This is a genomic window from Flavobacterium pisciphilum (assembly GCF_020905345.1).
Taxonomy (GTDB): Bacteria; Bacteroidota; Bacteroidia; order Flavobacteriales; family Flavobacteriaceae; genus Flavobacterium; species Flavobacterium pisciphilum.
The window spans coordinates 4521935-4548569 of the sequence record NZ_JAJJMO010000001.1 but is presented as its reverse complement, the minus strand read 5'-3'; the positions used below and the strand labels follow the sequence as shown (position 1 = coordinate 4548569).

Below are 26635 nucleotides of genomic sequence, written 5' to 3'. Positions count from 1 at the left end.
AAGGCTCTAAGTTACTAAGGCTCTAAGATATAAAAAAAGAGACAAAGGTGCAGAGGTTTTGAAAAGGTACAAAGCTAGAAAGGTTCAAAGGCTCAAAGGGACAAAGGCTCAAAGGGACAAAGGTTTGTATTGAACACAAAGTAATTATAATCTTGTTTTTCCTTTAAAGGAAGCTACTTGTGAGATGCCTCATGCCTCGGCATGACAAGATTGCGATTGTTTTGCGTGTATATTAAACCTTTGTCCCTTTGAGCCTCTGCAACCTTTGAACCTTTCTTACTCAAAAAAAAGAGGCAAAGATTTCAATTGAACATAAAATAATTGTAATCTTGTTTTCCCTTTAAAGCCTCGTAAGAAAGGAACACAAAGTGTCCTAAATTGTCGAGCTACTTGTGAGATGCCTCATGCCTCGGCATGACAAGATTGCGATTGTTTTACGTATAGATTGAACCTCTGCCTCTTTGTTACTTTGAACCTTTTCAGAACCTCTCCCTTTGAACCTTTCTTTCTCAAAAAAAAGAGGCAAAGATTTCAATTGAACATAAAATAATTGTAATCTTGTTTTCCCTCTAAAGCCTCGTAAGAAAGGAACACGAAGTATCCTAAATTGTCGAGCTACTTGTGAGATGCCTCATGCCTCGGCATGACAAGATTGCGATTGTTTTACGTATAGATTGAACCTCTGCCTCTTTTGTTACTTTGAACCTCTGTCCCTTTGTTCCTCTGTCCCTTAGAACCTCAGCAACTTAGAACCTTTAAAAAACTACCAAATCACTACTCGTAAACTATCTGGTTGATACATTTTGTCTCCTTTTTTCACATTAAATGCCTTATAAAACTCTGGCATATTGCTTAATGGCCCATTTACTCTAAATTGTTCTGGAGCGTGTACATCGGTCATGATTAGATTAATCTTCGATTCATCTCTCCTATTTACCAACCATGAATAAGCATATGAAAGGAAATAACGTTGATCTGGTGTTAATCCGCTAATTTTTTCATTGTTTTTATATTGTGCTGTTTTCTTAAATGCTTCGTAACCTACTACAACACCACCTAAATCAGCAATATTCTCACCTTGAGTTGCATCGCCATTTACATGTTTACCAAGTACAGTAAATTTGTTATACTGCGAAACAATCAGTTTGGTTTTTTTATTAAATTTTTTCAAATCTTCAGCTGTCCACCAATTATTTAAATTCCCTTTTTCGTCATATAGGCTTCCTTCATCATCAAACCCATGAGTGATTTCATGCCCAAAGAACGAGCCTCCAAGAATTCCGTATAATATGGCATCATCAGGCATTCTTCCTTCATAACCTGGAACGATAATATTACATGCAGGAATTACAATTTCGTTATTGCTTGAGTGATAATACGCATTATATGTTTGTGGCTGCATAATCCATTCATTTCTATCTACAGCTTTACCATATTTATCAACCATATAATTGTAATGCCAAGAATTAGCTCTTAGTACATTGCTACAATAAGAGTTACGATCAATAGCAAGCTTACTCAAATCTTTCCATTTATCTGGATAGCCAACTTTCATAACAATTTTATTCAGCTTTTTCAATGCTTTCTCTTTGGTTGTATCGCTCATCCAATCTAATTTCTTAATATGTAGCGCAAATACATCACGTATGTTATTACCTATTTCTAGTAATTTTTCTTTAACTCCCTTCGGCATATATTCAGCTACATAAACCTGCCCTACTAAATCTCCCAAATAATTATCTGTATGACCAACTACTCTTTCCCATCTTGGTTTTTGAGCACTAACTCCGTTCATTACCGTTGAAAAGAATTTGAAATTTTGTTTCTCAACAGCTGCATTTAAATAACCAGCATAAGCATTTACTAAACTCCATTTAAGATATGTTTTCCATTCTTCAATAGGATACGTTTTCAGTAATCCGTTTAATGCTGTAAAAAACTCTGGTTGCCCCACAATTACTGAATCAGCTTTGGTAATTCCTAAGACTGGCAGAACTGTTTTCCAATCAATATTTGGTGTAGTTTTACTAAATTGTTCTAATGTAAGTTTATTGTAGTTTTTTATTGGATCTCGCACTAACTCTAACTTACGTGACGATTTTGCAAGTGCTGTTTCTAATTTCATAATACTTGTAGCACTCTTGGCAGCAGTGGTTTCGTCTTCTCCCATAAATTTCATCATGGTTTTTAGATGAATTAAGTACTCCTTTCGAATAGATTCATTACGTTTATCGGCATCGAGATAAAAATCTCTTTGTCCCATACCCAATCCGCCTTGACTAAAAAACAGCGCATATTTTGTGCTTATTTTATCATCTTGACCTACATAAAACGAAAAGGCTGGACTAGCACCTATTGTTTGTAAATGCGCTATAGAACTTACCAAAGTTGGAATGTCTTTAATAGCAGTGATTTTTTTTATTTCGTTATTAAGCGGAGATATACCTGCTTTTTCGATAGCAATTGTATCCATCCCCGAGCCATAAAAATCACCTATTTTTTGCTTATTACTTCCTTTTGTTGCCGATTCATCTGTTGCCGATTTTTCGCAAATCGTTTTTATTTGCTTATTAATCGTGTCCATAATAATTCTCGAAATACCATTATTACTGTCGGTACTTGGAATTGGATTTTTCTTAAACCATCCGTTATTGGCATAATTAAAAAAATCATCTGCAGGATTTACAGTTGTATCTCGATTGGTTAGTAAAGGGTCTGGGAATACTGTTTGCTCTTTTTTGCCACAGCTAGAAACGATTATTCCTGTTAGAGCAAATACGATAAGTGTTCTAAATAAATTCATTTAAGTTATAATTTTGGTTATTTTGATTGAATGTAACTAATTACCTCTTGTTTGTTATAATAATTAAAAACAAGAATGTAAATATAAATTTTTCTAACATACAAAATGAATCATTTTACAATTAACGGTTCACTATTAAATCATTACCTAATAACCGTTTTAATTCATGACGGTATTGCAATACCCTTTTTCTTGTGTAAGGTGCCTAAAATTATTGAATCCGCTTTCGTAACAAAGTTCATTGATACTAAATAACACTATTTTGTACTTTATAGTCTTTCAAAATATCTCTTTTATTCGCTAAAAGAGCAATTTGTTATATTAAAAAAGTGTGCTAAATATTCAAAAACAAGATGTTTGCTTAACTGTTTTTTGCTTTAAATTTATTTTTTATACGCCAATTACTACAAAAGCATAAAATACTGATTAAAAAAAAGTTATAAAATAACATCCAAAGTTTCTCTAAATCCGTATATAATCACAGGTCAGACAGAAACAGTTTTAAATCAGCTACTTAGACCTTAAATTTAACATAAAAAATATTTTGCAGTTAACAAACTATTTGTAGTTTTGCGCACCGCGATTTGAAAATTAAAACAAAAAACAAAGACATGAAGAAGATTTTAGGATTAAGCTTAGTATTGGTTATTTTTTTGACAACGATGAGTACTTATGCTATTGATGGAAAAGGGGATTATATCTTGAATATAAAAACTGGAAATGGTAAAGTAGTTAGTTTTACCTTGAATGGAGAACAAAAATCAAATTTCTCAATTTTTGATAATGAGAGCCATTTGATATACAAAGGAGTAGCAACTAATGAATTAGAGACTTCAAAAACATTAAGCTTAGAAGAATTCCCTGCAGGAACTTACTATCTTGAAGTACAAGACAATACCAATAAAATAAAACACGAGATTGTTGTAAAATCTTCTAAAGCAAATAAAACAGCTAACGAAAGTTTTAATCAAAGTCCAGCTTTTCGTCGTTAATTTATTAGCTTTTAGTTAAGCTCAAAACAATTACAATTTTAGTTATTATAAAAACCCCCAACTCTCAAGAGAATGGGGGTTTTGTTTTTAAAGTTTAGCTCTCAAATCCATTCTGCCATGAAGAATCCTTATCACTTCCTGAATGATTTACCCATTCTAGTTCAATATATTTAGAGCAATGTTCTTTCAATCCATCAAAATGATAGAATAAAATAGCTGAACCATCATTTTTTACAGCTTCCTTTACCATTTCAAATGCAAATTCTACACCCTGGGGATCTTGCCCTACTAAATCAAATACAATGTTTTTTGTTTTTGAAAGTGTGGCATACAAAGACAAAAGCTTCCTTGGATTTCCAGGAAGTGTATTAACTTTTGTTTTATTAGTAATCCAATTAGTTTCAAATATTTTTTCTGAAAATGAACTATTTAAATCTGTATTTTTTCGCAAATACTCACCAACTGTAATTGGGCAAAAATATCTTCTTAAGTTTGATTCTTTAAAATGTTCTACAAATTTCAGCTTTTTATGAATTATGACGTTTTCATCTTTTACAGTGCCACAAAAAATACTTTTGAGCAACATTTCTACATCATATGATTCAGAACAATTATGCAAATACAATACAACAACTTCTCCTTTTTCTAAATTAAAAGGAGGTATATAAAAAGTATCTGTTTTAATTCCTTTATTTTCTATTATCATTTTTACAACTATCCAATTCGACAAATCTACAAAGTAAAGCCAGTATCCTGTAGCTAATTTATTGCTTATATAAACTAAAAAAGACAGCTTTTAAAACTGTCTTTTTTCTTATTCCTTTACTGGTTTAGTATAGTATATGATATTACCTTTAGCATCATAAGGGAATGTCCAAGAAGTTTTTCTTGTAGTAATAGTTCCAAAATTATCTAATGTCTCTGTATATTTTCTAAAATTATTTTGTGAGAGCGAACGATAAAAATACTCCTCTAATAACTGTAATCTTTTAAATGGATTAAGGGAATTATCGTAGTCTTCAAAAGTCCTGACAATCTTTTCTCCATTAAACACTCCATTATGTAACTCTAAATATTCTGTTTTGATTAAATTATTATTGACATCATAATAAAATTTCTCAGAAAATGTAAGTATATAATCCTCAACATCATTTGGATCGTATGATATGTTAGGAAAAGTTGTTACTATCTCAACCAGTTTCCCATTTGAATATTTATACGATTGCTTTTTAAAAGCTGTCATATAAATAATCTTTGGATCTACTTTTTCTTCAATTTGATTAGCACTGTTTAAAGTGTAATAAATGGGGTTTCTTTGAATTGTGACATCATCTCCAGCATAAAAATTTTCGACAGTAACTTTATTGTCAGTATAAATTAATGTTTTATATACTTTATCGCTAAAATAGGAATCAAAACCCGTTGCAAGAGCAATCGCTAAATATCCTCCGTTTTTTTTTGTTAATCTATTTTTATTATCATATTCAAAAATAAAATTTATCTCCCCTCGATTAATTGGGGAACTGAATGGATACATAACATTCAGATTCATTTCTCTCATCAAAGTTTCATTACTACTATCATCTGTAATATTTTCATCGCTATTGCAAGAAATAAAACAAATTCCGACAAACAAAACCGTAAATAAATATTTCATCTTTGTAGATTTTTTTCTATTAAATTAATCGTAAATATACTATATCGTATTGAACATCAAAATAAAAAAACCTCTCATTTCTGAGAGGTTTTCTGAACAACTTGTATGTTTTATTTTAATTACTTTATTTCTTTATTATTTTTTTACTAACTGAAGCTCCATTTAACTTAAATTCCACAATGTAAGTTCCTTGATTCAGTTTAGATATATCAATTCTATTGCTATTATTATACCCAGATAAGTTCATTACTAATTTCCCATTTAAATCAAAAACATGAATACTGTCAATTTTATCTTCGTTACTTGAATTTATTTCTATAAAATCAGATGAAGGATTTGGATAAAGTATTAAAGAAGCTTTCCTTTCTATCGATTCAGTATTCAAATTATTGACATATTTCCATAATTTACTGTCTTTTGAATAATATAAATAGTCATTATAAGTAATAGCATATGTTACATTATCTAATGCACTAATATTTTCTATATTATGCGTTACCACATTAGAAATCCATCCCTTTCGTTTAAAACCTTTGTCTACTCCAGATATAATAAAATACTCGTTATCTCTAATTTTAGAAATAGTATATGTGTGAAAATTTTTATTAAACACTAAAGGCTTTTCTATATTAACATCTGAAAACGTTTTTACTTCTGATACCGCATTATTAGCAAGATCTAATGACACCAAAGATGCACCACCCTCTGTTTTATTTGATGCACAAAAGAGCAAAGAATTATTTGCTTTTACTAAATTAGAAGGAGAAAAATATTGAGCAGTAAAAACATTATTATATATAATACTTATATCTTCACTTACAGGATTAAATTTCCATATTGACATAGACTTATTATCCTGTAAATAAAACATAAAATATAAATTTTTATTCACTTCAACAACATCACTAAATGCTACCAAATTAGTATTTGCTTCGTACAAACTTCCAACCTTTTTTGTGTTTTCGAGAGTTCCATCAGTCTCATGTAGAAAATTTCTACTAACAAAATATAACTTATTGTTATGTTCAATATATTGACTTAAAGCTGTAGTCCCCCCACCAGATCCATTTCCATCTATTTCAGGGGTAATCGGAAAGGTTCCTTCTAAAGTACCATTACTCCTCCAAACTCTGGAATTACTTGTGCTAGGAGGCTGAAATGTAAATATAAAAGTATCATTGCATTTGCCTTCAAAAGTTGGGGTATTCCAAATAGGCAAATTCTCTTTAACTAATATTGTCCCTCCTGTTGTTCCATCCGTTCTCCAAACTTGTAATGTGCTTGTTAATGGGTCATCAATTGTTTTTATTAAGAAATATATGTAGCTCCCTACGGTTGTAAGTTTTAAAGTTCTTCCATTAATAAAACTTGTAACCTTTGTTGTCCCATTTTCAGTTCCGTCCGTCTTCCAAATTTCACCATCTGAACTCCCATCTTTTGCAATAAAATACAATTTATTATTTAAAATTGCTGAGCTGCTATTTAATAAACGAGAGTAACTACTCTCGTTGCCTGGGTTTATGTCTTTCAGTAAAGTCGCATTTGAGATAGTTCCATCTGTTTGCCATATTTCATTACCAAAACCTTCAGAAGAAGCATTAAAAAAAATATTATTATTAAATTTAATAAGGCCTATTGGATTACCTGAAAAATTATAGATTAGTTGTTGGGCATCAATTTTGACAATTGCAACTATTAAAAAAAATAAAAGTAGTTTTGTTTTCATTCTGTATAGTAAATTTAGTTTTTTAATCAGTCTGCGTAAAATTTATCAAACTGTTATTTTGTTAATTAATTGAGGTAAATATATAATGTTTTTAAACTATAAATATTTTTTATCATAAAACATTACACATAAAAACAAAAAACGCATCCAATCAACTTTAAGTCAACTAAATGCGTTTTTATAATTATTAGATTTTATATTCTACATATTCCTTCTATACTGCCCTCCTACTTCAAACAATGCTGAAGTAATTTGACCAAGTGAACAAACTTTGGTTGCTTCCATTAAGTGAGTGAATAAATTTTCATTTTTGATAGCTGCTTCTTGCAAAGTATTTAAATGATCTTTTACAGATTCTTTATGGAACTCATGCAAATTGTCTAGCATATCAATCTGATATTGTTTTTCTTCTTCGGTAGCACGAATAACCTCAGCTGGAATAACTGTTGGAGATCCTTTTGAACTCAAGAACGTATTTACTCCTACAATCGGGAACTGTCCTGAGTGTTTTAAAGTCTCGTAATACAAACTTTCTTCTTGTATTTTTGAACGTTGGTACATTGTTTCCATTGCTCCAAGAACTCCACCACGCTCTGTAATACGGTCGAATTCTTGTAAAACAGCTGCTTCTACTAAGTCCGTTAATTCTTCGATTATAAATGAACCTTGGATTGGGTTTTCATTCTTAGCTAAACCTAATTCTTTATTAATAATCAATTGTATTGCCATAGCACGACGAACTGATTCTTCTGTAGGTGTTGTAATTGCTTCATCATATGCATTAGTATGCAATGAATTACAGTTGTCATAAATAGCATATAATGCTTGTAACGTTGTACGAATATCATTAAAATCTATTTCTTGCGCGTGCAATGAGCGTCCAGATGTTTGAATATGGTATTTAAGCATTTGTGCTCTTTCGTTAGCACCATACTTTAATTTCATGGCTTTTGCCCATATTTTACGTGCTACACGTCCAATAACTGCATATTCTGGATCTACTCCATTTGAGAAAAAGAATGATAAGTTTGGACCAAAATCATTGATACTCATTCCGCGGCTCAAGTAGTATTCTACATAAGTGAAACCATTAGAAAGTGTAAATGCCAATTGCGTAATTGGGTTGGCTCCTGCCTCTGCAATATGATATCCTGAGATAGAAACAGAGTAAAAATTACGAACGTTTTGCGTGATAAAATATTCCTGAACATCTCCCATTAATCGCAAAGCAAACTCAGTAGAGAAAATACAGGTATTTTGTGCCTGATCTTCTTTAAGAATATCTGCTTGTACAGTTCCACGTACTTGTGAAAGTGTTTTTGCTTTTATCTCATTATAAACTTCTATCGGTAAAACCTCATCTCCTGTAACTCCAAGAAGCATTAACCCTAAACCATTATTCCCCGCTGGCAAATCGCCTTGGTATTTAGGTCTTGTGATTCCTTTTTCTTTGTATAATTTGATGATTTTTTGTTCTACTTCTTTCTCTAAATCATTCGCTTTAATATAATACTCACATTGCTGATCGATTGCTGCATTCATAAAGAATCCAAGCAGCATTGGCGCTGGTCCATTAATAGTCATACTTACTGATGTTAAAGCATGAACTAAGTCAAAACCTGAATATAATTTCTTAGCATCATCTAAACAACAAATAGAAACTCCAGCATTTCCGATCTTACCATAAATATCTGGTCGTACATCGGGGTCATTACCATATAAAGTCACACTATCAAAAGCTGTCGATAAACGTTTAGCTGGCAATCCTGCACTTACATAATGAAAACGCTTGTTTGTTCTTTCTGGTCCTCCTTCTCCTGCAAACATACGTGACGGATCTTCGCCTTCACGTTTAAAAGGATACAAACCTGATGTAAACGGAAATTCTCCCGGAACATTTTCTTGCAAACACCAACGTAAGATATCTCCCCATGCTTCGTATTTAGGCAAAGCTATTTTCGGAATTTGTTGGTGTGACAAACTTTCTGTATGTGTTGCTATTTTTATTTCCTTATCTCTAACTTTAAAGCTATAAACAGGATTTTTGTATTTATTTACTTTCTCATCCCAAGTCAAGATCATCTCCCAATTGTAGGGATCCAAATCCATTTTTACTTTATCAAATTGATTATGTAAAAGGTTTAAGAAAACACGGTTTTCGTTCTTCTCGTCTGCCCCACCTAAATCATCGATTCCTGCTTTTGTAATTACTGGAACTTTACCCGAAACTGATTCTAAGGTTTTAAAAATACCGTATAATTTTTGTGCTACTTGTTGTTGCGACAAAGCAGTTTCATCATATTTACGATTATTCTCTGCAATTTCTGATAAATATCTCGTTCTGTGTGGCGGAATAACGAATATCTTCTCGCTCATTTCACGAGTGATTTCGAAAGTCGATTTTAAGTCCGATTCCGTTTTTTCGACAATTTTATCCATGATAGATTTATACAGCGTATTCATCCCCGGATCATTAAACTGTGAAGCAATTGTACCAAAAACAGGCATATCATCAGGATTTTTATCCCATAGATTATGATTGCGTTGGTATTGTTTTTTTACATCACGTATTGCATCTAGTGCCCCACGTTTGTCAAATTTATTAAGTGCTACTAAGTCGGCAAAATCAAGCATATCGATTTTCTCTAACTGTGTTGCTGCTCCAAACTCTGGTGTCATTACATATAATGAAACATCTGAATGATCCATAATCTCTGTATCTGACTGACCAATTCCTGAAGTTTCTAGAATGATAATATCATATTTAGCCGCTTTAAGAACCTGAATCGCTTCGGCAACATATTTAGACAAAGCCAAATTTGATTGACGTGTTGCCAACGAACGCATATAAACTCTAGAATTATTAATAGCATTCATTCGGATTCTATCTCCTAGAAGTGCTCCTCCTGTTTTACGTTTCGATGGATCTACTGATACTATTCCGATAGTTTTTGTTGGAAAATCGATTAAAAAACGACGTACCAACTCGTCTACCAATGAAGATTTTCCTGCTCCACCAGTTCCTGTGATTCCTAGTACTGGAATTTTGGAATTAGCGTTGTTTTGATGTATTTTATCAAAAACAGGCTTTGCAATTTCAGGAAAATTCTCTGCTGCTGAAATCAAACGTGCTATTGCTGTTGGATTTTTATCTTCGATATGATCGATTTCGTTTGTCAATTTATCTCCAATAGGATAATCTGAACGCTCTACCAAATCATTAATCATTCCTTGTAATCCCAAAGAACGTCCATCATCTGGAGAATATATTCTCGTGATTCCGTATTCATGTAATTCAGCAATTTCGCTTGGCAAAATCACTCCTCCACCTCCACCAAAAATTTTGATATGCCCAGCTCCTTTTTCATGAAGCAAATCATACATATATTTAAAATACTCATTGTGACCACCTTGATAAGAAGTTAGAGCAATTGAGTTTGCATCTTCCTGAATAGCTGTGTTTACAACTTCTTCAACACTTCTGTCGTGACCTAAATGAATTACCTCAACTCCTGTGGATTGAATAATACGGCGCATTATATTTATTGCCGCATCATGTCCATCAAAAAGTGATGCAGCGGTAACAATTCTTACTTTATTTTTAGGAATATAAGGTATTTGTGGTTCCATTTTGAGAATATGATAATTTTAGGAGAGCAATTTACAAAAAAATTTAATGATTCTTGAATCTAGTTTTAAACCTTATTAAAAAAAATCTATTTAAAATAATCTTAAGACATGCACTAAAAAATATAAATTTCATTTCATGAGTTTTTTCTCATATATTTGTATCGATTTTAGGGATAACTAGTTAATTCTATCATAATAATATCACAAAAAACAATATTTCATCTAGTATGTCGTATTAAACTACTCTCTTATAAATATATGAATCAACTATCTTAATTGATCGTTTTTCATCAAAATAAGGTAAAGAGAATTTTATGACCTAAAAGATTCAACAATAATATGCTTAAATAACAAATAGAAATAGTACAGATAAAACAAAAAACATAGCTTCTCTTTTACAATGAGAAAATTAGAAGAAAATCAAAAAAACATTTTAGACTAAGAATAAAATTTATATCAATACGACTCCCCCCGTCGTACTATTATTGCGAACTGATTTTGTATTTAGTACCCAAAGCTAAGAACAATAGTACCATGACCTATTTAGGTATAAAACTTATATAGGCATCAATAATAATTAATAAAAATATTTGCTTTCAAAATTTAAAATCAACCTAATGCTTCATAAAACTGATGTTGTTTTATGGACAATAAATTATATATAAAATACAAAAACAATGTCTCTTGCTATACCAGAAATAGCAATTTCAAAAATACCACAAATGAAAAAATTCGATTTAAAAGCATTTAATAAACATAAAAAAGGCAACAATACCTATTGTCGATATATCCAAATAAATAATAATGGAGATACTATCGAAACCTACCTTGTCGAGAACAAAGATTCCTATCAGGAAACAATTACTCGCTTAAATACTCCCATAAAAGAAAGGTATATGTATGATAAAAACACACTAAACATTACAAGAGAAATAGTAAGTTTTTATGATTGCATCATCGGTTTCAGAAGAGAATACAATGAAAACGGAACCCTTATTAAGGAGATAAATACTGATAAACCTTATAAGTTTAGCTGGCAAGATTTGGTACAAAAAATGAAAATGGAGTATGATATTGACCTAATGGATAAACTAGATCAAATTAAAAACGACAATTGTGTAGCATCTGTTTCTAGAAATCCTCAAATAATGCAATATCAAGTTCGTATTCCACGTGAATTTATTCCTCATGGAATACCAGAAGAAAGATTCGAAATTGATGCCATTACAGGAGAAGTTATTACTCACATAAAAAATAAGGGAAAAACATATCCAAATACTAGCCAAAGTTAATGATGTCACTACATATCACTTTTCACATTTAACTTTTAGCATCTCGCAGTTAACATTTCACGTTTTCGCATTTATACAAAACCATCTTCCCTCTCTAGCCCCGATGGGAATGGCATCCCGCGCTTTTTGGGGCGCGGATATAATGCACAGCGGGAACTATGTTACTAATGAAACAAAATGTTTCTGCTCCTAAAATAAAATTGTGGCTTTATTTTTGAATAAGTAGTATTTTTGAAACTTATAAAAATACTATTTAATGAAAAAGATTTTACTTTTAACACTGGCATTCTCTATTACATCTTATGCTCAAGTGCAACAAACGCTAAACAAATTACCTCAACTATCTTCAAAAATATCTGGTCTTGGTCTTGGCGGTGTTGATATCGCTTCGGGATTAAAAGAAGCTTTAGACAAAGGAATATCTAAACAAGTAACAAAGTTAACGGCTACTGATGGATTTTATAAAAATGAAGCTGTAAAAATCCTAATGCCTGACGAATTGCAAAAAGTAGATGCTACTTTACGAAAAATCGGGCTTTCGTCTCTTGCTGATGAAGGTATTAAGGTATTGAATCGTGCAGCTGAAGATGCTGTAAAAGAGGCTACTCCTATATTTGTTTCGGCTGTAAAAAACATGTCGATTAATGATGCTAAAACTATCTTATTGGGTAATGAAAGTGCTGCAACAACCTATTTACAATCTAGCACCACTACTTCATTATACAGCAAATTTAACCCTGTTATTAAAGAATCCTTTAGTAAAGTTGGTGCCGATGCAATCTGGTCGAACATTATTGCTAAATACAATAATATCCCATTTGTAAAGAAAGTTAATCCTGATTTAACGGATTACACTACTAACCAAGCCCTTGCTGGTGTTTTTAAAATGATTGCCGTAGAAGAAAAAACTATTAGAACAGATATAAGCTCTAGAACTTCTCCTTTATTGAAAAAAGTATTTGCAATGCAGGATAAAAAATAATTTTATGCTTGATCGTTTTTATTGTCGACTACAAATCACAATAAAAACGATTGAACAAATAAACAGCTAACCAACTAACCAAAAAACTAAAATGCAAAAAATAACTTTTCTTATTCACTGCAAAGACCAAAAAGGTATTATTGCTGCTGTGACTAACTTTATCTTAAAAGTAGAAGGAAACATTACCTACATTGACCAACATGTTGATGTGGAGCAAAATGTGTTTTTTATGCGATTGCAATGCGAACTTACCAATCGCAATATTGCCATTGAGGATATAAAAACTGATTTTAACGACTCTATTGCAGCCAAGTTTCAGATGTCATGGGAGGTATACAATCAGGAACAAAAGCCTAAAATGGCGTTGTTTGTTTCTAAATACGATCACTGTTTATTTGATATTCTAGGGCGTTATAGTGCCGATGAGTTGGGAGTTGAAATTCCTCTAATAATTAGTAATCATAATGATTTAAGAGCGATTGCTGAGCGTTTTGACATTCCGTTTCACTGTGTTCCGTTTACCAAAGACACTAAAGAAGAGGGTGAAAAAATACAAATTGCATTGCTAAAGAAATATGGCATTAACTTTATTGTCCTAGCGCGTTACATGCAAATTATCACTCCTGCATTAATTGCGCTTTACGAAAACAAAATCATTAATATCCATCACTCTTTTTTACCTGCATTCCCTGGTGCTAAACCGTACCATTCAGCTTTTAAAAGAGGGGTAAAAATTATTGGAGCGACCAGTCATTATGTAACTGAAGAATTAGATGAAGGTCCGATAATCGAACAAGATATTGCTCGTGTGTCTCACGTCAATTCGATAGATGATTTTATCATGAAAGGCCGTGACCTAGAACGTATCGTACTGGCAAGAGCCATCAAATTACATGCTGAGCGCAAAACAATGGTGTACAGCAATAAAACAGTGGTTTTTTCTTAAGATTCTAAGGCTCAGAGGTTCAGAGTTTTTTAAGGTTAAGGTGCTAAGATGCTGAGTTGCTAAGGCGCTGAGTTTTTTAATCTTTGGGCTTATTTTTTGGCACGCAGATTTAGCAGATTTTTTTAAGGTTAAGGCACTAAGATGCTGAGTTACTAAGGTGTTGAGTCAACAAGGTTCTGAGTTTTTTAATCTTTGAACTTAATTTTTGGCACGCAGATTTAGCAGATTTTTTTAAGTTTAAGACACTAAGATGCTGAGTTACTAAGGTGCTGAGTTTTTAATCTTTGGGCTTATTTTTTTAGCACGCAGATTTAGCAGATTTTTTTAAGTTTAAGATGCTAAGATGCTGATTTACTAAGGTTCTGAGTCAACAAGGTTCTGAGTTTTTTAATCTTTGAACTTAATTTTTGGCACGCAGAATTTTTTAAATTTTAGTTACTAAGATTCTGAGTTGCTAAGGTTCTGAGTCAACAAGTTGCTGAGTTTTTTAATTTTTGAACTTATTTTTTTAGCTTACGGATTTAGCGAATTCCAAAACAACTTTAATTTTCAACTACTTAGAACCTTTTCGTTCAAAATCTTAGAACCTCAGAAACTTTACAACTTAGAACCTTCAATAAAAAATAAAAATAACAAACCCGACAGCTTTCAGAAAACTGTCGGGTTTTATTTTTAGATAATCTTAGACCTCTGTTGCTTTGAGCCTTTGTAACTCTGAGCCTTTCAACTAGAAAAACATAGAGTAGCCTATTTACAGTTCTGCTTTCAGACTCTTAGAACCTTAGTAACTAAGCACCTCAGAACCTTTGTTGCTTTGAGCCTTTGTTTCTCTGAGCCTTAGAAACTCAGAACCTTAGTAACTTAGCACCTTTGAGCCTTTGCTACTTTGAGCCTTAGAAACTCAAAACCTTAACAACTTAGCACCTCCAAAAAAACTACCTCACTTCTATCGATAATCTTGGGTCGTTAAAATTATTTACTTCATCCATTGTCATTCCTAATGCATTTGCAACACCTTCTCCATAAGCTGGATCGGCCTTAAAGCAGTTACGAATGTGTCTTACTTGAATAAACTTTTGTGCTCCTCCTACTTGTGCTGCAGTATTCTTGAATAAAAATTGCTTTTTATCATCCGTCATTAAGCGGAATAATTTTCCTGGTTGAGAGAAATAATCGTTATCATCTTCTCTAAAATTATGAGCATATGCATCACCATGAATTGATAGTGGCGGTTCTTTGTATTCTGGTTGTTCTTGCCATTTTCCAAAGCTATTAGGCTCATAATGTTTTTTACTTCCGTAATTTCCATCTACTCGCATTGCGCCATCTCTGTGGAAGCTATTTACAGGACATTTGGCTGCATTTACAGGAATTTGAGCGTTATTTACTCCTAAACGATAACGGTGTGCATCTCCATAAGAGAACAAACGCGCTTGTAGCATCTTATCTGGTGAATATCCGATTCCTGGAACTATATTAGCAGGGTTAAATGCTGCTTGCTCTACTTCTGCAAAATAGTTATCTGGGTTTCTATTTAATTCAAATTCTCCAACTGGAATAAGTGGAAAATCTCCTTTTAACCAAACTTTTGTTAAATCAAATGGATGGTATTTATAGGTTTTGGCTTGCTCCTCTGTCATGATTTGCACAGACAATTTCCATTTTGGAAAATCTTTTCTTTCGATAGCCTCAAATAAATCTCTTTGGTGGCTTTCTCTATCGTTTCCAACTAGTTTTGCAGCCTCTTCATCAGATAGGTTTTCGATTCCTTGTTGTGTTACAAAGTGAAATTTAACCCAATGTCTTTCGTTTTTATCATTGATAAAACTAAAGGTATGACTTCCGAATCCGTGCATCTGACGGTATGATTTAGGAATACCTCTATCGCTCATTACAATTGTTACTTGGTGTAATGCTTCAGGAAGTAGTGTCCAGAAATCCCAATTGTTATCAGCGCTTCTTAAATTTGTTTGAGGATCCCGTTTTACAGCGTGATTTAAGTCCGGAAATTTCATTGGATCACGGAAGAAGAATACTGGTGTATTGTTTCCTACTAAATCCCAATTTCCTTGATTGGTATAAAACTTCATGGCAAAACCACGAATATCTCTTTCTGCATCGGCAGCACCTCTTTCACCAGCTACTGTAGAAAAGCGAACAAACATGTCAGTTTTCTTTCCTATTTCAGAAAAGATATCAGCTTTAGTATATTGAGTAATATCGTGAGTTACAGTAAATGTTCCGTAAGCAGCAGATCCCTTGGCATGCATTCGTCTTTCAGGAATTACCTCTCGGTCAAAATGTGCCATTTTCTCTAAAAACCAAAAATCTTGCAATAATACTGGACCACGTGGTCCTGCTGTCATTATGTTTTGATTGTCTGGTACAGGTGTTCCTGTTGCTGTGGTAAGTTTGTCTTTCGATTCCATAAGTAACAAATTTTAATGATTATATTCAAAGATAACGCACTTGTATCTATAAACAAAATTGATTGTTTTTATATTACGATAGCAATATACTATTGAATAGTATTAAATTACTACATTCTATCCATTCTTAAAAGTAATCAAAAAAAGTTAACTTATGTACAACAAAGTAATAACAAAACCTTAACAGCATAAGATTGACTTATGTCTGACCTTTGTAGAGTAATAAACTGGTTATTTATTATTTTGGTTTTGGTTAGTTAAATGATTGCCGGCATCTGGTTAGATGCCGGCTTCTTTTTGCCTTATAGTTTCGTCTATTTTAAAGCATACAAAGCCCTATTCCTATTGCGAAGTGTTAGGAAATTCTTTATCTAAATTAATGTTTAAAAGTAAATTATTGCAAGCGCTCGTGCATTTGCTTAAAATAGGAGAATGCTTTTAGCAATCGGGTTCCATACCACGAAAACATTTCACCATCTACAAAAACGGTTTTAGCATGATGTGTAAATCGTCCAATCTCAAAAGCATCTTCTTCCTTAAACGGATAAGGTTCTGAGGACAATAAAACGACATCGGGATCACCCTCTAAACGCATTTTCTTAAGTTCAATTTCAGGATAACGCCCCTTATCAAGATATATATTTGTAAAATGATTCAGCTTTAATAACTCATTTATATAATTATCTGAACCTGCTACCATAAAAGGATTTTTCCAGATAAAATAAGCTGCTTTTTTAAATGGCTTGTCTTTTATAAAAGTTTTAAAATCTTGCAATCCAAAAGCCAATTTATCATTCCATTTTTGTGCTTCGGTTCTGCAATTAAACAATTGCCCAAAATCGGTAATCATCTGAAAATTATCTTCTACAGTCAGTATATTGGTTACCCAAACTGGACATATCTCTGATAGTTTGTCAACAATCTCCTTTGTATTCTCTTCTTTATTGCAAATGATAATATCCGGATTCAGTAATCTGATTTTTTCGTAATGCACCTTTTTAGTTCCACCAACCATTTTCTTAGTTGATTTTAGGTGATACGGATGCACACAAAACTTCGTTATTCCAACAATCTTATCTTCAAGACCTAAATCATAGAGTAATTCAGTTTGCGAAGGAACAAGCGAGATAATTCGTTTTGGAGCGGTTTCAAAAGAATGTAATGTACCAATTTGATCCGTTAGTTGTTTCATGTTTGCGGTTTACAGTATTCAGTCGCAGCTAGCAGTTAGCAGTCGCGGTTTACAGTTTATAGAGTTTTCAGTCCCAGTTTACACTGTGACTGAAAACTGAGACTGTATACTAAAAACTAAGACTTAAATTTTATTTATTGCTTATAATGGCTTCCATTTCTTGTTGCATTTTTAAGGCTTCTTCCCTTGCTTTTTCTACAAAGTCAGTTCCTTTAGATGCATAGATAATGGCACGAGAGGAATTAATAAGCAATCCTATTTTGTCATTCATTCCGTATTTACATACTTCTGATAAACTTCCGCCTTGAGCGCCTACTCCTGGAACTAGCAAAAAGCTGTCTGGAACAATCTTACGGATTTCGGTAAAATATTCGGCTTTGGTCGCTCCAACTACGTACATTAAGTTTTCGCTATTTTTCCATGTTTTAGAAGTTTCTAAAACTTGTTTATATAATTCTGTACCGTTGGTAAGTAATGTCTGGAAATCGAATGCACCTTCATTTGACGTTAACGCCAACATTATTGTGTGTTTATTCTCGAAAGCCAAGAAAGGCTCTACCGAGTCTTTTCCCATATAGGGTGCAACAGTTACACTATCAAATTTTAGGTCTTCAAAAAAAGCTTTGGCATACATACTTGATGTATTACCTATATCGCCACGTTTAGCATCGGCAATTGTAAAAATATCTGGATGCTTCTCGTTTATATAGTTAATTGTTTTTTGCAACGACAACCATCCTTTTATTCCGTATGCTTCATAAAAAGCAGTATTCGGTTTATAGGCGATGGCCAAATCGTGGGTAGCATCAATTATAGCTTTATTAAATTCAAAAATAGGATCTTCTGTCTCTAAAAGATGTTCTGGAATTTTAGTTAAATCGACATCTAAACCGATGCATAAAAATGATTTTTTTAAAAGAATTTGTTCGTGTAGTTGTTGTGTAGTCATGCTTGTTTTTTTAGCCTTCTAATTCATAATAAATAATTCTTTTTAGAAAGTATGCAAAAATAAAAAAAGCCACTCAATTAAGAATGGCTTTTTACTATTATATTCGGCTTGGTTTACAAATTGCCTAGATAAACAATTTCTGTTCTTCTATTTTCTGCTCTTCCAGCAGCTGTTTTATTAGATTTAACTGGTTTTGAAGCTCCAAATCCTTGAGATGTTAAATTAGCTGAATGAACTCCTTTGGCAATCAAATAATCCTTAACCGCTTTTGCTCTAGTTTCAGATAATTTTTGATTGAATTTAGGATTACCTACATTGTCTGTATGTCCATTAATTGCAAACTTAGCATTTGGATAATTTTTCAGAATTTCTTTGATAGCCTCTAATCTTTTTGATGTTTCTTCTTTTTTAGCTTTGCTTAAAGTTGCTTTACCTGTTTCGAAGAAGATTGATTTTGCTTCTAATTTTAATTGCTCTAATGTAGTTTTAGAAACTTCAGGACAACCTTTATTCTCTATTGGACCTGCAAGTAAAGGACATTCATCTTCATTGTCTGGAATACCATCTTTGTCTGCATCTAAAATTGGGCAACCTTTATTTTCTACTAATCCTGCAACATCTGGACAAGCATCATCTTTATCCAAAACGCCATCTTTATCTGTATCTGGCCAAGGGCATCCTTTATTCTCTACTGGACCTGCAACACTTGGACAAGCATCAACATTGTCTAATAAGGTATCTCCATCTGAATCTTTCCAAGGACATCCTTTATTTTCTATTGGACCTGCAACATTTGGACAAGCGTCGTCTTTATCAAAAACACCGTCTTTATCTGCATCTGGCCATGGACAACCATTGTTCTCTACTGGACCAGCTACTTTTCTGCAAGCATCATTTTTGTCTAAAACGCCATCTTCATCGGTATCCTTAAATTTCTTTTGGTAAACCGGAATTTTCATCCCTAGGTGAAAATCTGCTCCTTTTGATTCTTTTGAAACCAAATTAGTAAGTATAGAACCAGATCCAATAAAGAAAGCTCCTACTCTAATTCCTGAACCTACTTGCATTCCGCTGTATTCCATCCAAGTCATTGGCACATAAAAACTAAACCATCTGCTTTCGTAACGAGGCGTTAAGCTTACTCTATTGGCAATAGTAACCGCATTAATTTTATCGGCATTAGCCATATTAATATCACCATTAAGATTAAGATAGAATTTTTTATACATATTCCAATCTACATCAGCATGAAGCGCAGTAGGCAAATTTGTTTTTCTTCCTTTTGAGCTTGACGTTTTAGTGTAGTTATCATTTAAAAAATCATATAAGTTACCTGCATCATCAATCATTTGTTGCGTAACTACTCCTGTAACATTATAAGTATCTTGTTTTGCGTTTCTATAATTTATAGATCCAATATCTGTAACAGATAATCCAAAACGTACTTTATACTTATTTAAATCTCTAAAATTATTATCTGTAGGTTTTGCTTTGCTTACATCGTATGTATCATAATCTGGTCTCCACTCGTAAACAAGTCCAAAATCAAATCCAAATCCTTTTGAGTTTTCATCAAAATCATATTTTTCATTAGCTTCAAAATCCTGGCTTGCACCTATAGTAATTTCTCCTGTAGAAGCTAGAACACCCGCTTTAGGATCAGCTGCATTTTCAACATAAATAACTTTAACATCATTTCCATGAATATATCCATTTACACCACCTTGTAAGTACTTAGCAGTTAAACCTCCTTTTAAGAAATGTTGGTCTTTTTGATACAAAACAGCTGCATAAGAAACACCTAATTCTGCCCAAGTATTTGAAGCTCCATTTACATTACCTGCGTTAAAATTAAAATCACCTGATTGGTCTAAACCATCTTTAACCTGATCTACAAGATATCCGTTAATGTTTCTAACATTACTTACTGATCTTGCTCTTGTAAATACTGCTAAGGTATGTTTTGGTGCAATATTAAACATAAAAGAGGGTCCCATAATATCAAAATTAGCAAGACCATTATTTGAATTAGATGTAGTAATTTTAGCTTGACTATTAAAATCATACCCGTCTTTATAAACATCAAAAAGACGAACCCCATACAAATCATTTTGTACCGAGCCACTGATAGAAAACAAATTAACATCTGTTTTAAAACGAGAGTCGGCTATAGAAGCAGGATTAAAAAGCACACTTTGTACACCCGCATAATTATCATGAAAATACCCTGTGTATGATTGGGCATTGGCTGCTAAAGAAGTAATAAAAAGTAATAAAATAAGTAGTTGTTTTTTCATTCAAATTGGGTTTAAAATTAAATTGGCGGCAAAACTACAATAATTGCCCAATTATGAGGTATTCAACATTGAATTAATATAACTTCTTTTACAAATAATGTAAGACAAAAAAATAAGCAAGGTTTTAATTTTGAAGAATACCCTTAAAATTAGAATTTGCATGAAACCACATATAGGAATATCTCCCAAAGATTTAAAAAAAAGCGCCGACATCTTAACCTCAATCCTATCAAATGAAATGATATTGTATGTAAAAACAAGAAAATTTCACTGGAATATATCGGGAAACAGTTTCATGGAATTGCATAAATTATTTGAAAACCAATATGGCATTTTAGAAACAATCATTGATGAAGTAGCCGAAAGAATTAATCTGCTTGGTGAGAAAACAATTGGAACCATGACCGAATTTATTGGTAATTCGACACTAAAAGAATTCCCTAATATGTACCCTTCGCAAAAAGAAATGCTGAGCGAATTATTAGGCAACCACGAACAACTTATTACCGAATTTAGAAAATATATTCCTGTATTTGAAAATGAAAATCACGATATAGGATCTGCCGATTTTATAACGGGTTTACTAGAACAACACGAAAAAATGTCTTGGATAATAAGACGCTATTTGAGTTAATTTTCATTAAAGTAGGAATTATACAATTCATTTAACCCAAATCAATAACACATTAACACACAACAAATAACAAACATAAAAAAGAGGGATTACATAAAATTATTTCAGATTCACCTCTCTCTTTTACCTCAACTATCCTACCGTCTAATTAAAAAATTAGGCGGTATTTTTTTGCTCAAATAAGTAGCTAATCTTGGCTAATATGCACTTACAGCTCCCCTAATTTTATTACTATTTATTCCCCTATTTATCAATGTTTTTTTATTTATCTTTAGCAATATTTTTTAAACAATGAAGTTATTTATTAAGTTTGATATTAATACTGTTTGCTCACAATTTTTAAAAGAGAAATTGAATGAGCGACAAATAAATTATACAGCTTTAGGTTTTGGAGAAATTGAATTAGATAAAAACCTAACATCGGAAGAATTAGATTGCATGAAAAATGATTTAGAACCTTTTGGCCTAGAAATTGTAGAGAACCAAAAGAGTGTTCTGGTACAAAAAATAAAAGATGCCATTATTGAGATGGTTTTTATGGATGAAAACGGAAGCAATTTAAAAAGTTCTGTTTATTTGGCCGAGAAATTAAATCATAGCTACGGGTACTTATCGAATGTATTTTCGGAAGTTACCTATTCATCTATTGAGAATTTCATCATTTTGCAAAAAATTGAACGAGCCAAACATCTCATCATTATAAATGAAATGAGCTTGACAGAAATTGCGTTTTTACTCAATTACTCTAGTGTTGCACATTTAAGTACACAGTTTAAGAATACAACAGGGATTACGCCATCGGCATTCCAGAGAATTATAAAGAAACGACGCGAAAATTTAAAATAACTATATAATAAATGCAAAAAAACGCATTACATATTTTACTGGCGGATGATGATGAAGATGATCGCCTTTTTTTCAAAGATGCTTTTGAAGAAGTAAAAATACAGACTAAAGTACAATTTGCACATGATGGTATGGAGTTGATGGAGCATTTGATGCATCCTGAAACAGTTTTACCCGATATTTTATTCCTAGATTTAAATATGCCTAAAAAAACAGGCAAAGAATGTTTGATGGAAATAAAAAAAACGGAGCATTTAAAACATTTGATTGTTGCAATTTACTCCACCTCTTCATCAGAAGAAGATATAGAAGATACTTTTATACAAGGAGCAAATATTTATATTAAAAAACCAAGCAGCTTTGATGCTTTAAAGAAAATAATTAATGAAGTTGTAACTCTAAACTGGCATTATCACACTTCGGGCTTGAACCGTGATACCTTTTTGTTACGCTTAAAATAATTAAAACCGGATGAAGTTGATACCAAATTTTAATTCCCCACTTACGTTGAGGATTATTTTTGCAATATCGATATTTATTTTATTATTTATTACGTCGGTATCTTACAAACACAATCGTGACTTGCAGAATTCTAGCAAGTTAATGATGCATACCTACGAAATAAACATTCAATTAGAACGATTACTATCGTTTGTAAAAGATGCAGAAACGGGGCAAAGAGGCTATATAATAACCAAAAATAGCCGCTTTCTTGCACCTTACCTTTTTTCTCGTGATAAAGTCAACAGATCCTTTATCAAGCTAAAAAAATTAATTACTGATAATCCTAAGCAGCAACAAAATCTTAAAAATCTATTCGATTTAATTATCCAGCGTTACACCTATCTTGAAGGCTCATTAAAATACAGCAACGAGAAAACCTATGACAAAAGGAAACTCGACAACTGTATGTTTGGTGGTCGAATTGTAATGGAGAATATTCGTTTTCAGATAGATGAAATGAACGATGTTGAAAAAGAGATTTTACAGAAAAGGCAAAAAATTTACCAAAGCGAAATCTCATTAACTCCTTTCTTCTCTATATCCCTTTTTTTAGTAGCACTTTCGTTTATTCTACTTTCTTATAGACAGATTAGCAATGATATCGACCGCTTGAAAATTTTCAACAAAAAGCTTCTAATCTCTAGCAGGCTTATGGCCGAATCTGAGATAATTGGTGCTTTTAGCACTTGGCAATGGGATCTAGGAACCGACAAAATTGTCTACTCTGACAACCAATACCGCTTGTTAGGATATCCTCCAAACTCATTTGTACCTGAGAAAGAAAGCTTTTTAGAATTTGTACATCCTGAAGACAAAAGAGCAATAGCAAACTCCATGCAGGCTATTATCAATCACAAGCAGCTTCCGCTTATTTATTATAAGGCGATTCGAAAAAACGGAGACATCAGACATTTTAAATCCATCGGAAAACTATTGATAGACGAGCAAGGAAATAAAATAATATTAGGAATTACTTTTGATATCACGGAAGAGCATTTCCAGAATATTGCTATATATGAACGTAATAAAGAACTTGAAAAAAGCAATAAAGAACTAGCTTCGTTTAACCATGTTGCGAGTCATGACTTGCAAGAACCTCTTAGAAAAATTCAAACATTCATTTCCAGAATTTCTGATAATGACATGAACTCTTTATCTGAGAGCGGAAAAAATTATATCATAAAAATTGATGCTTCAGCCAAGAGAATGCGCATTTTAATTGATGACCTGCTACTCTTTTCTAGAACAAATACGACCAAGAAGGAGTTTATAAAAACGAATTTGAATGATTTATTCGAAAAAGTAAAACTAGAATTATCTGAAATAATTCAGGAAGGAAACGCCGTTATAACATCGGATAAACTGCCCAAACTAAAGGTTATTCCTTATCAAATAGAGCAGTTATTCATAAACTTAATAAGCAATTCTTTAAAATATAGCCAGCCAAATGTTTCTCCTGAAATTAATATCTCTTGCGAAAAAATTACTTCTAAAGAGTTCCCCGATTTACTTGAACAGTCTATAAAGAAATATTATAAAATTACTTTTGCTGATAACGGAATGGGGTTTGATCCCCAATTTAAAGAAACCATCTTTGTATTATTCCAGCGTCTACACTCAAAGACTGATGAATATCCTGGAACTGGAATTGGATTGGCAATCTGCAAAAAAATTGTCGAAAACCACAAAGGACATATCGTAGCCGACAGTACACCGGATAAAGGCTCCATTTTTACGATTTTTCTTCCCGAATAATCCTTAAAAAAACTATCATTTATCGTTATATAATTCACATTATGGGAATTATATAACGATTCTTTTTTATGCTGTAAGGCAAAAGTTCTATATCGGTTGCATCTTTGTAATATAAACTTTTATGAAGTGAAAATTTACACTGTATTATCCTCTAAATCTTTGCTTATTAAAGCAATTTTTGTCTTTACAATTATGACGACTATACTGTCATGTAAAAAAAATGAGGCTTTTGAGAAAGCCCCTGATAATGAGGTTTTTTTAAATAATAATTCAGAAGAAATTGATGCTTACTTTTTAATAGCAACAGCAAATATTAGTAAAGCTATAATTTCAAAAAGTCAAATTGCACAACAAAAATGCCAAGATAAAAGGATAAAAAGCTTAAGCAGTAAAATAGAAACTAATCAAAATGAATTGCTTCATGAAATAACCAAAATGGCTAACCAAAAACTAATCGTTATTTTAAATACCGATGAGAAAGAATCTAACGATGATTTGTATTCATTAATAGACGCTACCAAAGCCAATTTTGACAAAGCATATATTGATTTAATAATCGAATCTATTAGCGACCAGATTGAATTGCTAAAATCGATAACAAGAGAGACAAATGATACCGATATCATCAAGCTATCGATAAAATATTTGCCAACTCAATACCGCTTTCTAGACGAATCGAAAGCACTGAAAAAGGAATAATGATTTTTTTTTAAATAGTACCCCCATAATTAATGTCTAAGCCATAAAATTAAAAACTATGAAAAACAAAGCCCAATTATTATACGCCCTAACCGTATTTATTTCAGCCTCTTTCGGAATTTTAAATGCCCAAAGCGCTCCCGTTGGAGTTGAATTTGGAATAAAGGGAGGAGTAAATATGTCCAACCTATATTCTGGTGATGTCGATGACAAAAATGCTTTATATGGTTTCAATGCCGGATTTTATGCTGCATTCCCTATCTCTGATAATATCTTCATACAACCCGAAATACTATATACCACAAAGGGAGCTGAACTTGAATACAACAGTGATTTTGTAAACGGAGTAGGTCGTTTTAGACTGAACTACATCGAAGTACCATTACTGGTAAAATTCAAGTTAACACAAAACTTCAATATCCATGTAGGTGGTTATGCCTCTTATTTAGTAGATGGCAAAGTTACCAACGAGTCTAATGCTGGTAGTGCATTTGATTTTGAAGAAAAAATAAATACTGATGATTTCAACCGCTTTGATGCCGGATTATCTGCTGGTGTCGGTGTAGACTTTGATCCTCTAAGCATTGGATTACGCTACAATTACGGATTAACTACTGTAGGAAAAGAACGCAGTTTCTTAGGAACCTCTTATACTTTTCCTGATGCAAAAAACAGTAATTTAAGTTTATATGTTTCCTATAAGTTAAACTAACCTCAAGAGGCTAATTTTCAAAAAACCTTATTTAGGGCATATCCTAAACTAGATTACGCATCCCCCATTATTAACCCTTAAATATAAATGCCATGTCGAATTTATTATACACCATTGCCGTTATTTTAGTTATACTGTGGGCCTTAGGTTTCTTTGTTTACAGTCTAGGAAGTATTATCCACATCTTATTAATTATTGCAGTTATCGCAGTACTTCTAAGATTAATTAAAGGCAAAGAAGTTTAGAAACAAATTACATTATTAAACATTAAATACAAATATTATGAAAACGAGTAACACCATTTTAGGAATTATTGGAGCAGCTGCTGCTGGAGCATTATTAGGAGTATTGTTTGCACCAGATAAAGGATCAAAAACTAGAAAAAAAATAGCTGATAAAAGCAAAGATTACAAAGACGATTTCAAAGGAAAACTAGACCATATTGTAAGTACTATCTCTACAAATGGAAAAGAGCTTATGAATCAAGGAAAAGCAAAATACAATAATGCAAAAGAAGAAGTTAGCGACGGAATCGAACACGTAACTAATTAAGAAGAATTGTGATTTTTTTTAATAGCAAAACACAACAC

Annotated in this window: 21 protein-coding genes; 12 read left to right on the top strand and 9 right to left on the bottom strand. The window is 32.4% G+C overall.

The window, feature by feature from the left end:
* Nucleotides 1-763: 763 nt before the first annotated feature.
* Nucleotides 764-2803, bottom strand: coding sequence for a M13 family metallopeptidase (locus tag LNQ49_RS19275; RefSeq protein WP_229990637.1), 2040 nt, complete (start codon nucleotides 2801-2803; stop codon nucleotides 764-766).
* 611 nt (nucleotides 2804-3414) lie between these two features.
* On the opposite strand from LNQ49_RS19275, the gene LNQ49_RS19270 reads away from it, so the two are divergent.
* Entirely contained in the window at nucleotides 3415-3795 is a 381-nt protein-coding gene (locus LNQ49_RS19270; RefSeq protein ID WP_229990636.1) for a T9SS type A sorting domain-containing protein, read from the top strand.
* A gap of 94 nt (nucleotides 3796-3889) precedes the next feature.
* On the opposite strand, the gene LNQ49_RS19265 is transcribed toward LNQ49_RS19270, so the two are convergent.
* The 4 genes from LNQ49_RS19265 to LNQ49_RS19250 all read right to left on the bottom strand — a co-directional run bounded on the left by LNQ49_RS19265 (nucleotide 3890) and on the right by LNQ49_RS19250 (nucleotide 10808).
* Entirely contained in the window at nucleotides 3890-4501 is a 612-nt protein-coding gene (locus LNQ49_RS19265; RefSeq protein ID WP_229990635.1) for a hypothetical protein, read from the bottom strand.
* A 108-nt stretch (nucleotides 4502-4609) separates the two neighbouring features.
* On the bottom strand, nucleotides 4610-5452 hold the full coding sequence (locus LNQ49_RS19260; RefSeq protein WP_229990634.1) for a hypothetical protein: 843 nt from the start codon (nucleotides 5450-5452) through the stop codon (nucleotides 4610-4612).
* 124 nt (nucleotides 5453-5576) lie between these two features.
* Nucleotides 5577-7178, bottom strand: coding sequence for a T9SS type A sorting domain-containing protein (locus LNQ49_RS19255; RefSeq protein WP_229990633.1), 1602 nt, complete (start codon nucleotides 7176-7178; stop codon nucleotides 5577-5579).
* Nucleotides 7179-7379: 201 nt separating this feature from the next.
* A complete protein-coding gene (locus LNQ49_RS19250) occupies nucleotides 7380-10808 on the bottom strand; it encodes a methylmalonyl-CoA mutase family protein (RefSeq protein WP_229990632.1) in 3429 nt (1142 codons plus the stop codon).
* Nucleotides 10809-11530: 722 nt separating this feature from the next.
* On the opposite strand from LNQ49_RS19250, the gene LNQ49_RS19245 reads away from it, so the two are divergent.
* The 3 genes from LNQ49_RS19245 to purU all read left to right on the top strand — a co-directional run bounded on the left by LNQ49_RS19245 (nucleotide 11531) and on the right by purU (nucleotide 14028).
* Nucleotides 11531-12100: a hypothetical protein gene (locus tag LNQ49_RS19245; protein WP_229990631.1), complete on the top strand. Its 570-nt coding sequence runs from the start codon at nucleotides 11531-11533 to the stop codon at nucleotides 12098-12100.
* Nucleotides 12101-12356: 256 nt separating this feature from the next.
* Nucleotides 12357-13082 (top strand): DUF4197 domain-containing protein, encoded by a 726-nt coding sequence (locus tag LNQ49_RS19240; protein WP_229990630.1) that lies wholly within the window; start codon nucleotides 12357-12359, stop codon nucleotides 13080-13082.
* Nucleotides 13083-13173: 91 nt separating this feature from the next.
* A complete protein-coding gene (gene purU, locus LNQ49_RS19235; RefSeq protein ID WP_229990629.1) occupies nucleotides 13174-14028 on the top strand; it encodes a formyltetrahydrofolate deformylase in 855 nt (284 codons plus the stop codon).
* 935 nt (nucleotides 14029-14963) lie between these two features.
* On the opposite strand, the gene LNQ49_RS19230 is transcribed toward purU, so the two are convergent.
* The 4 genes from LNQ49_RS19230 to LNQ49_RS19215 all read right to left on the bottom strand — a co-directional run bounded on the left by LNQ49_RS19230 (nucleotide 14964) and on the right by LNQ49_RS19215 (nucleotide 20895).
* Nucleotides 14964-16457: a catalase gene (locus LNQ49_RS19230; protein WP_229990628.1), complete on the bottom strand. Its 1494-nt coding sequence runs from the start codon at nucleotides 16455-16457 to the stop codon at nucleotides 14964-14966.
* Between the two features lie 394 nt (nucleotides 16458-16851).
* Nucleotides 16852-17649: an ABC transporter substrate-binding protein gene (locus LNQ49_RS19225; RefSeq protein WP_229990627.1), complete on the bottom strand. Its 798-nt coding sequence runs from the start codon at nucleotides 17647-17649 to the stop codon at nucleotides 16852-16854.
* 130 nt (nucleotides 17650-17779) lie between these two features.
* Complete coding sequence (gene pyrF, locus LNQ49_RS19220) at nucleotides 17780-18598, bottom strand: orotidine-5'-phosphate decarboxylase (protein ID WP_229990626.1); 819 nt, start codon at nucleotides 18596-18598, stop codon at nucleotides 17780-17782.
* 113 nt (nucleotides 18599-18711) lie between these two features.
* A complete protein-coding gene (locus tag LNQ49_RS19215) occupies nucleotides 18712-20895 on the bottom strand; it encodes a DUF5723 family protein (protein ID WP_229990625.1) in 2184 nt (727 codons plus the stop codon).
* Between the two features lie 160 nt (nucleotides 20896-21055).
* Here LNQ49_RS19215 and LNQ49_RS19210 point away from each other — a divergent pair, with 160 nt between their 5' ends.
* The 8 genes from LNQ49_RS19210 (at nucleotide 21056) to LNQ49_RS19175 (ending at nucleotide 26597) form a co-directional block, all read left to right on the top strand.
* Entirely contained in the window at nucleotides 21056-21529 is a 474-nt protein-coding gene (locus LNQ49_RS19210) for a Dps family protein (RefSeq protein ID WP_229990624.1), read from the top strand.
* A 291-nt stretch (nucleotides 21530-21820) separates the two neighbouring features.
* Nucleotides 21821-22375: a helix-turn-helix domain-containing protein gene (locus tag LNQ49_RS19205; protein ID WP_229990623.1), complete on the top strand. Its 555-nt coding sequence runs from the start codon at nucleotides 21821-21823 to the stop codon at nucleotides 22373-22375.
* Between the two features lie 11 nt (nucleotides 22376-22386).
* A complete protein-coding gene (locus LNQ49_RS19200) occupies nucleotides 22387-22836 on the top strand; it encodes a response regulator (RefSeq protein WP_229990622.1) in 450 nt (149 codons plus the stop codon).
* Between the two features lie 10 nt (nucleotides 22837-22846).
* Nucleotides 22847-24634: a sensor histidine kinase gene (locus LNQ49_RS19195; protein ID WP_229990621.1), complete on the top strand. Its 1788-nt coding sequence runs from the start codon at nucleotides 22847-22849 to the stop codon at nucleotides 24632-24634.
* Nucleotides 24635-24826: 192 nt separating this feature from the next.
* Nucleotides 24827-25333: a DUF4142 domain-containing protein gene (locus LNQ49_RS19190; RefSeq protein WP_229990620.1), complete on the top strand. Its 507-nt coding sequence runs from the start codon at nucleotides 24827-24829 to the stop codon at nucleotides 25331-25333.
* 58 nt (nucleotides 25334-25391) lie between these two features.
* The gene (locus LNQ49_RS19185; protein ID WP_229990619.1) at nucleotides 25392-26045 is read left to right on the top strand and encodes a porin family protein; all 654 of its coding nucleotides are present in this window, start codon (nucleotides 25392-25394) and stop codon (nucleotides 26043-26045) included.
* A 92-nt stretch (nucleotides 26046-26137) separates the two neighbouring features.
* Nucleotides 26138-26290 (top strand): lmo0937 family membrane protein, encoded by a 153-nt coding sequence (locus tag LNQ49_RS19180; RefSeq protein ID WP_229990618.1) that lies wholly within the window; start codon nucleotides 26138-26140, stop codon nucleotides 26288-26290.
* A 37-nt stretch (nucleotides 26291-26327) separates the two neighbouring features.
* Complete coding sequence (locus LNQ49_RS19175) at nucleotides 26328-26597, top strand: YtxH domain-containing protein (protein ID WP_229990617.1); 270 nt, start codon at nucleotides 26328-26330, stop codon at nucleotides 26595-26597.
* The last annotated feature ends 38 nt before the right edge of the window (nucleotides 26598-26635 follow it).

Coding starts and splice junctions, on each gene's coding strand:
- LNQ49_RS19275 (WP_229990637.1), bottom strand. CDS start 2,803: ATGAATTTATTTAGAACACTTATCGTATTTGCTCTAACAGGAATAATC.
- LNQ49_RS19270 (WP_229990636.1), top strand. CDS start 3,415: ATGAAGAAGATTTTAGGATTAAGCTTAGTATTGGTTATTTTTTTGACA.
- LNQ49_RS19265 (WP_229990635.1), bottom strand. CDS start 4,501: ATGATAATAGAAAATAAAGGAATTAAAACAGATACTTTTTATATACCT.
- LNQ49_RS19260 (WP_229990634.1), bottom strand. CDS start 5,452: ATGAAATATTTATTTACGGTTTTGTTTGTCGGAATTTGTTTTATTTCT.
- LNQ49_RS19255 (WP_229990633.1), bottom strand. CDS start 7,178: ATGAAAACAAAACTACTTTTATTTTTTTTAATAGTTGCAATTGTCAAA.
- LNQ49_RS19250 (WP_229990632.1), bottom strand. CDS start 10,808: ATGGAACCACAAATACCTTATATTCCTAAAAATAAAGTAAGAATTGTT.
- LNQ49_RS19245 (WP_229990631.1), top strand. CDS start 11,531: ATGAAAAAATTCGATTTAAAAGCATTTAATAAACATAAAAAAGGCAAC.
- LNQ49_RS19240 (WP_229990630.1), top strand. CDS start 12,357: ATGAAAAAGATTTTACTTTTAACACTGGCATTCTCTATTACATCTTAT.
- purU (WP_229990629.1), top strand. CDS start 13,174: ATGCAAAAAATAACTTTTCTTATTCACTGCAAAGACCAAAAAGGTATT.
- LNQ49_RS19230 (WP_229990628.1), bottom strand. CDS start 16,457: ATGGAATCGAAAGACAAACTTACCACAGCAACAGGAACACCTGTACCA.
- LNQ49_RS19225 (WP_229990627.1), bottom strand. CDS start 17,649: ATGAAACAACTAACGGATCAAATTGGTACATTACATTCTTTTGAAACC.
- pyrF (WP_229990626.1), bottom strand. CDS start 18,598: ATGACTACACAACAACTACACGAACAAATTCTTTTAAAAAAATCATTT.
- LNQ49_RS19215 (WP_229990625.1), bottom strand. CDS start 20,895: ATGAAAAAACAACTACTTATTTTATTACTTTTTATTACTTCTTTAGCA.
- LNQ49_RS19210 (WP_229990624.1), top strand. CDS start 21,056: ATGAAACCACATATAGGAATATCTCCCAAAGATTTAAAAAAAAGCGCC.
- LNQ49_RS19205 (WP_229990623.1), top strand. CDS start 21,821: ATGAAGTTATTTATTAAGTTTGATATTAATACTGTTTGCTCACAATTT.
- LNQ49_RS19200 (WP_229990622.1), top strand. CDS start 22,387: ATGCAAAAAAACGCATTACATATTTTACTGGCGGATGATGATGAAGAT.
- LNQ49_RS19195 (WP_229990621.1), top strand. CDS start 22,847: ATGAAGTTGATACCAAATTTTAATTCCCCACTTACGTTGAGGATTATT.
- LNQ49_RS19190 (WP_229990620.1), top strand. CDS start 24,827: ATGACGACTATACTGTCATGTAAAAAAAATGAGGCTTTTGAGAAAGCC.
- LNQ49_RS19185 (WP_229990619.1), top strand. CDS start 25,392: ATGAAAAACAAAGCCCAATTATTATACGCCCTAACCGTATTTATTTCA.
- LNQ49_RS19180 (WP_229990618.1), top strand. CDS start 26,138: ATGTCGAATTTATTATACACCATTGCCGTTATTTTAGTTATACTGTGG.
- LNQ49_RS19175 (WP_229990617.1), top strand. CDS start 26,328: ATGAAAACGAGTAACACCATTTTAGGAATTATTGGAGCAGCTGCTGCT.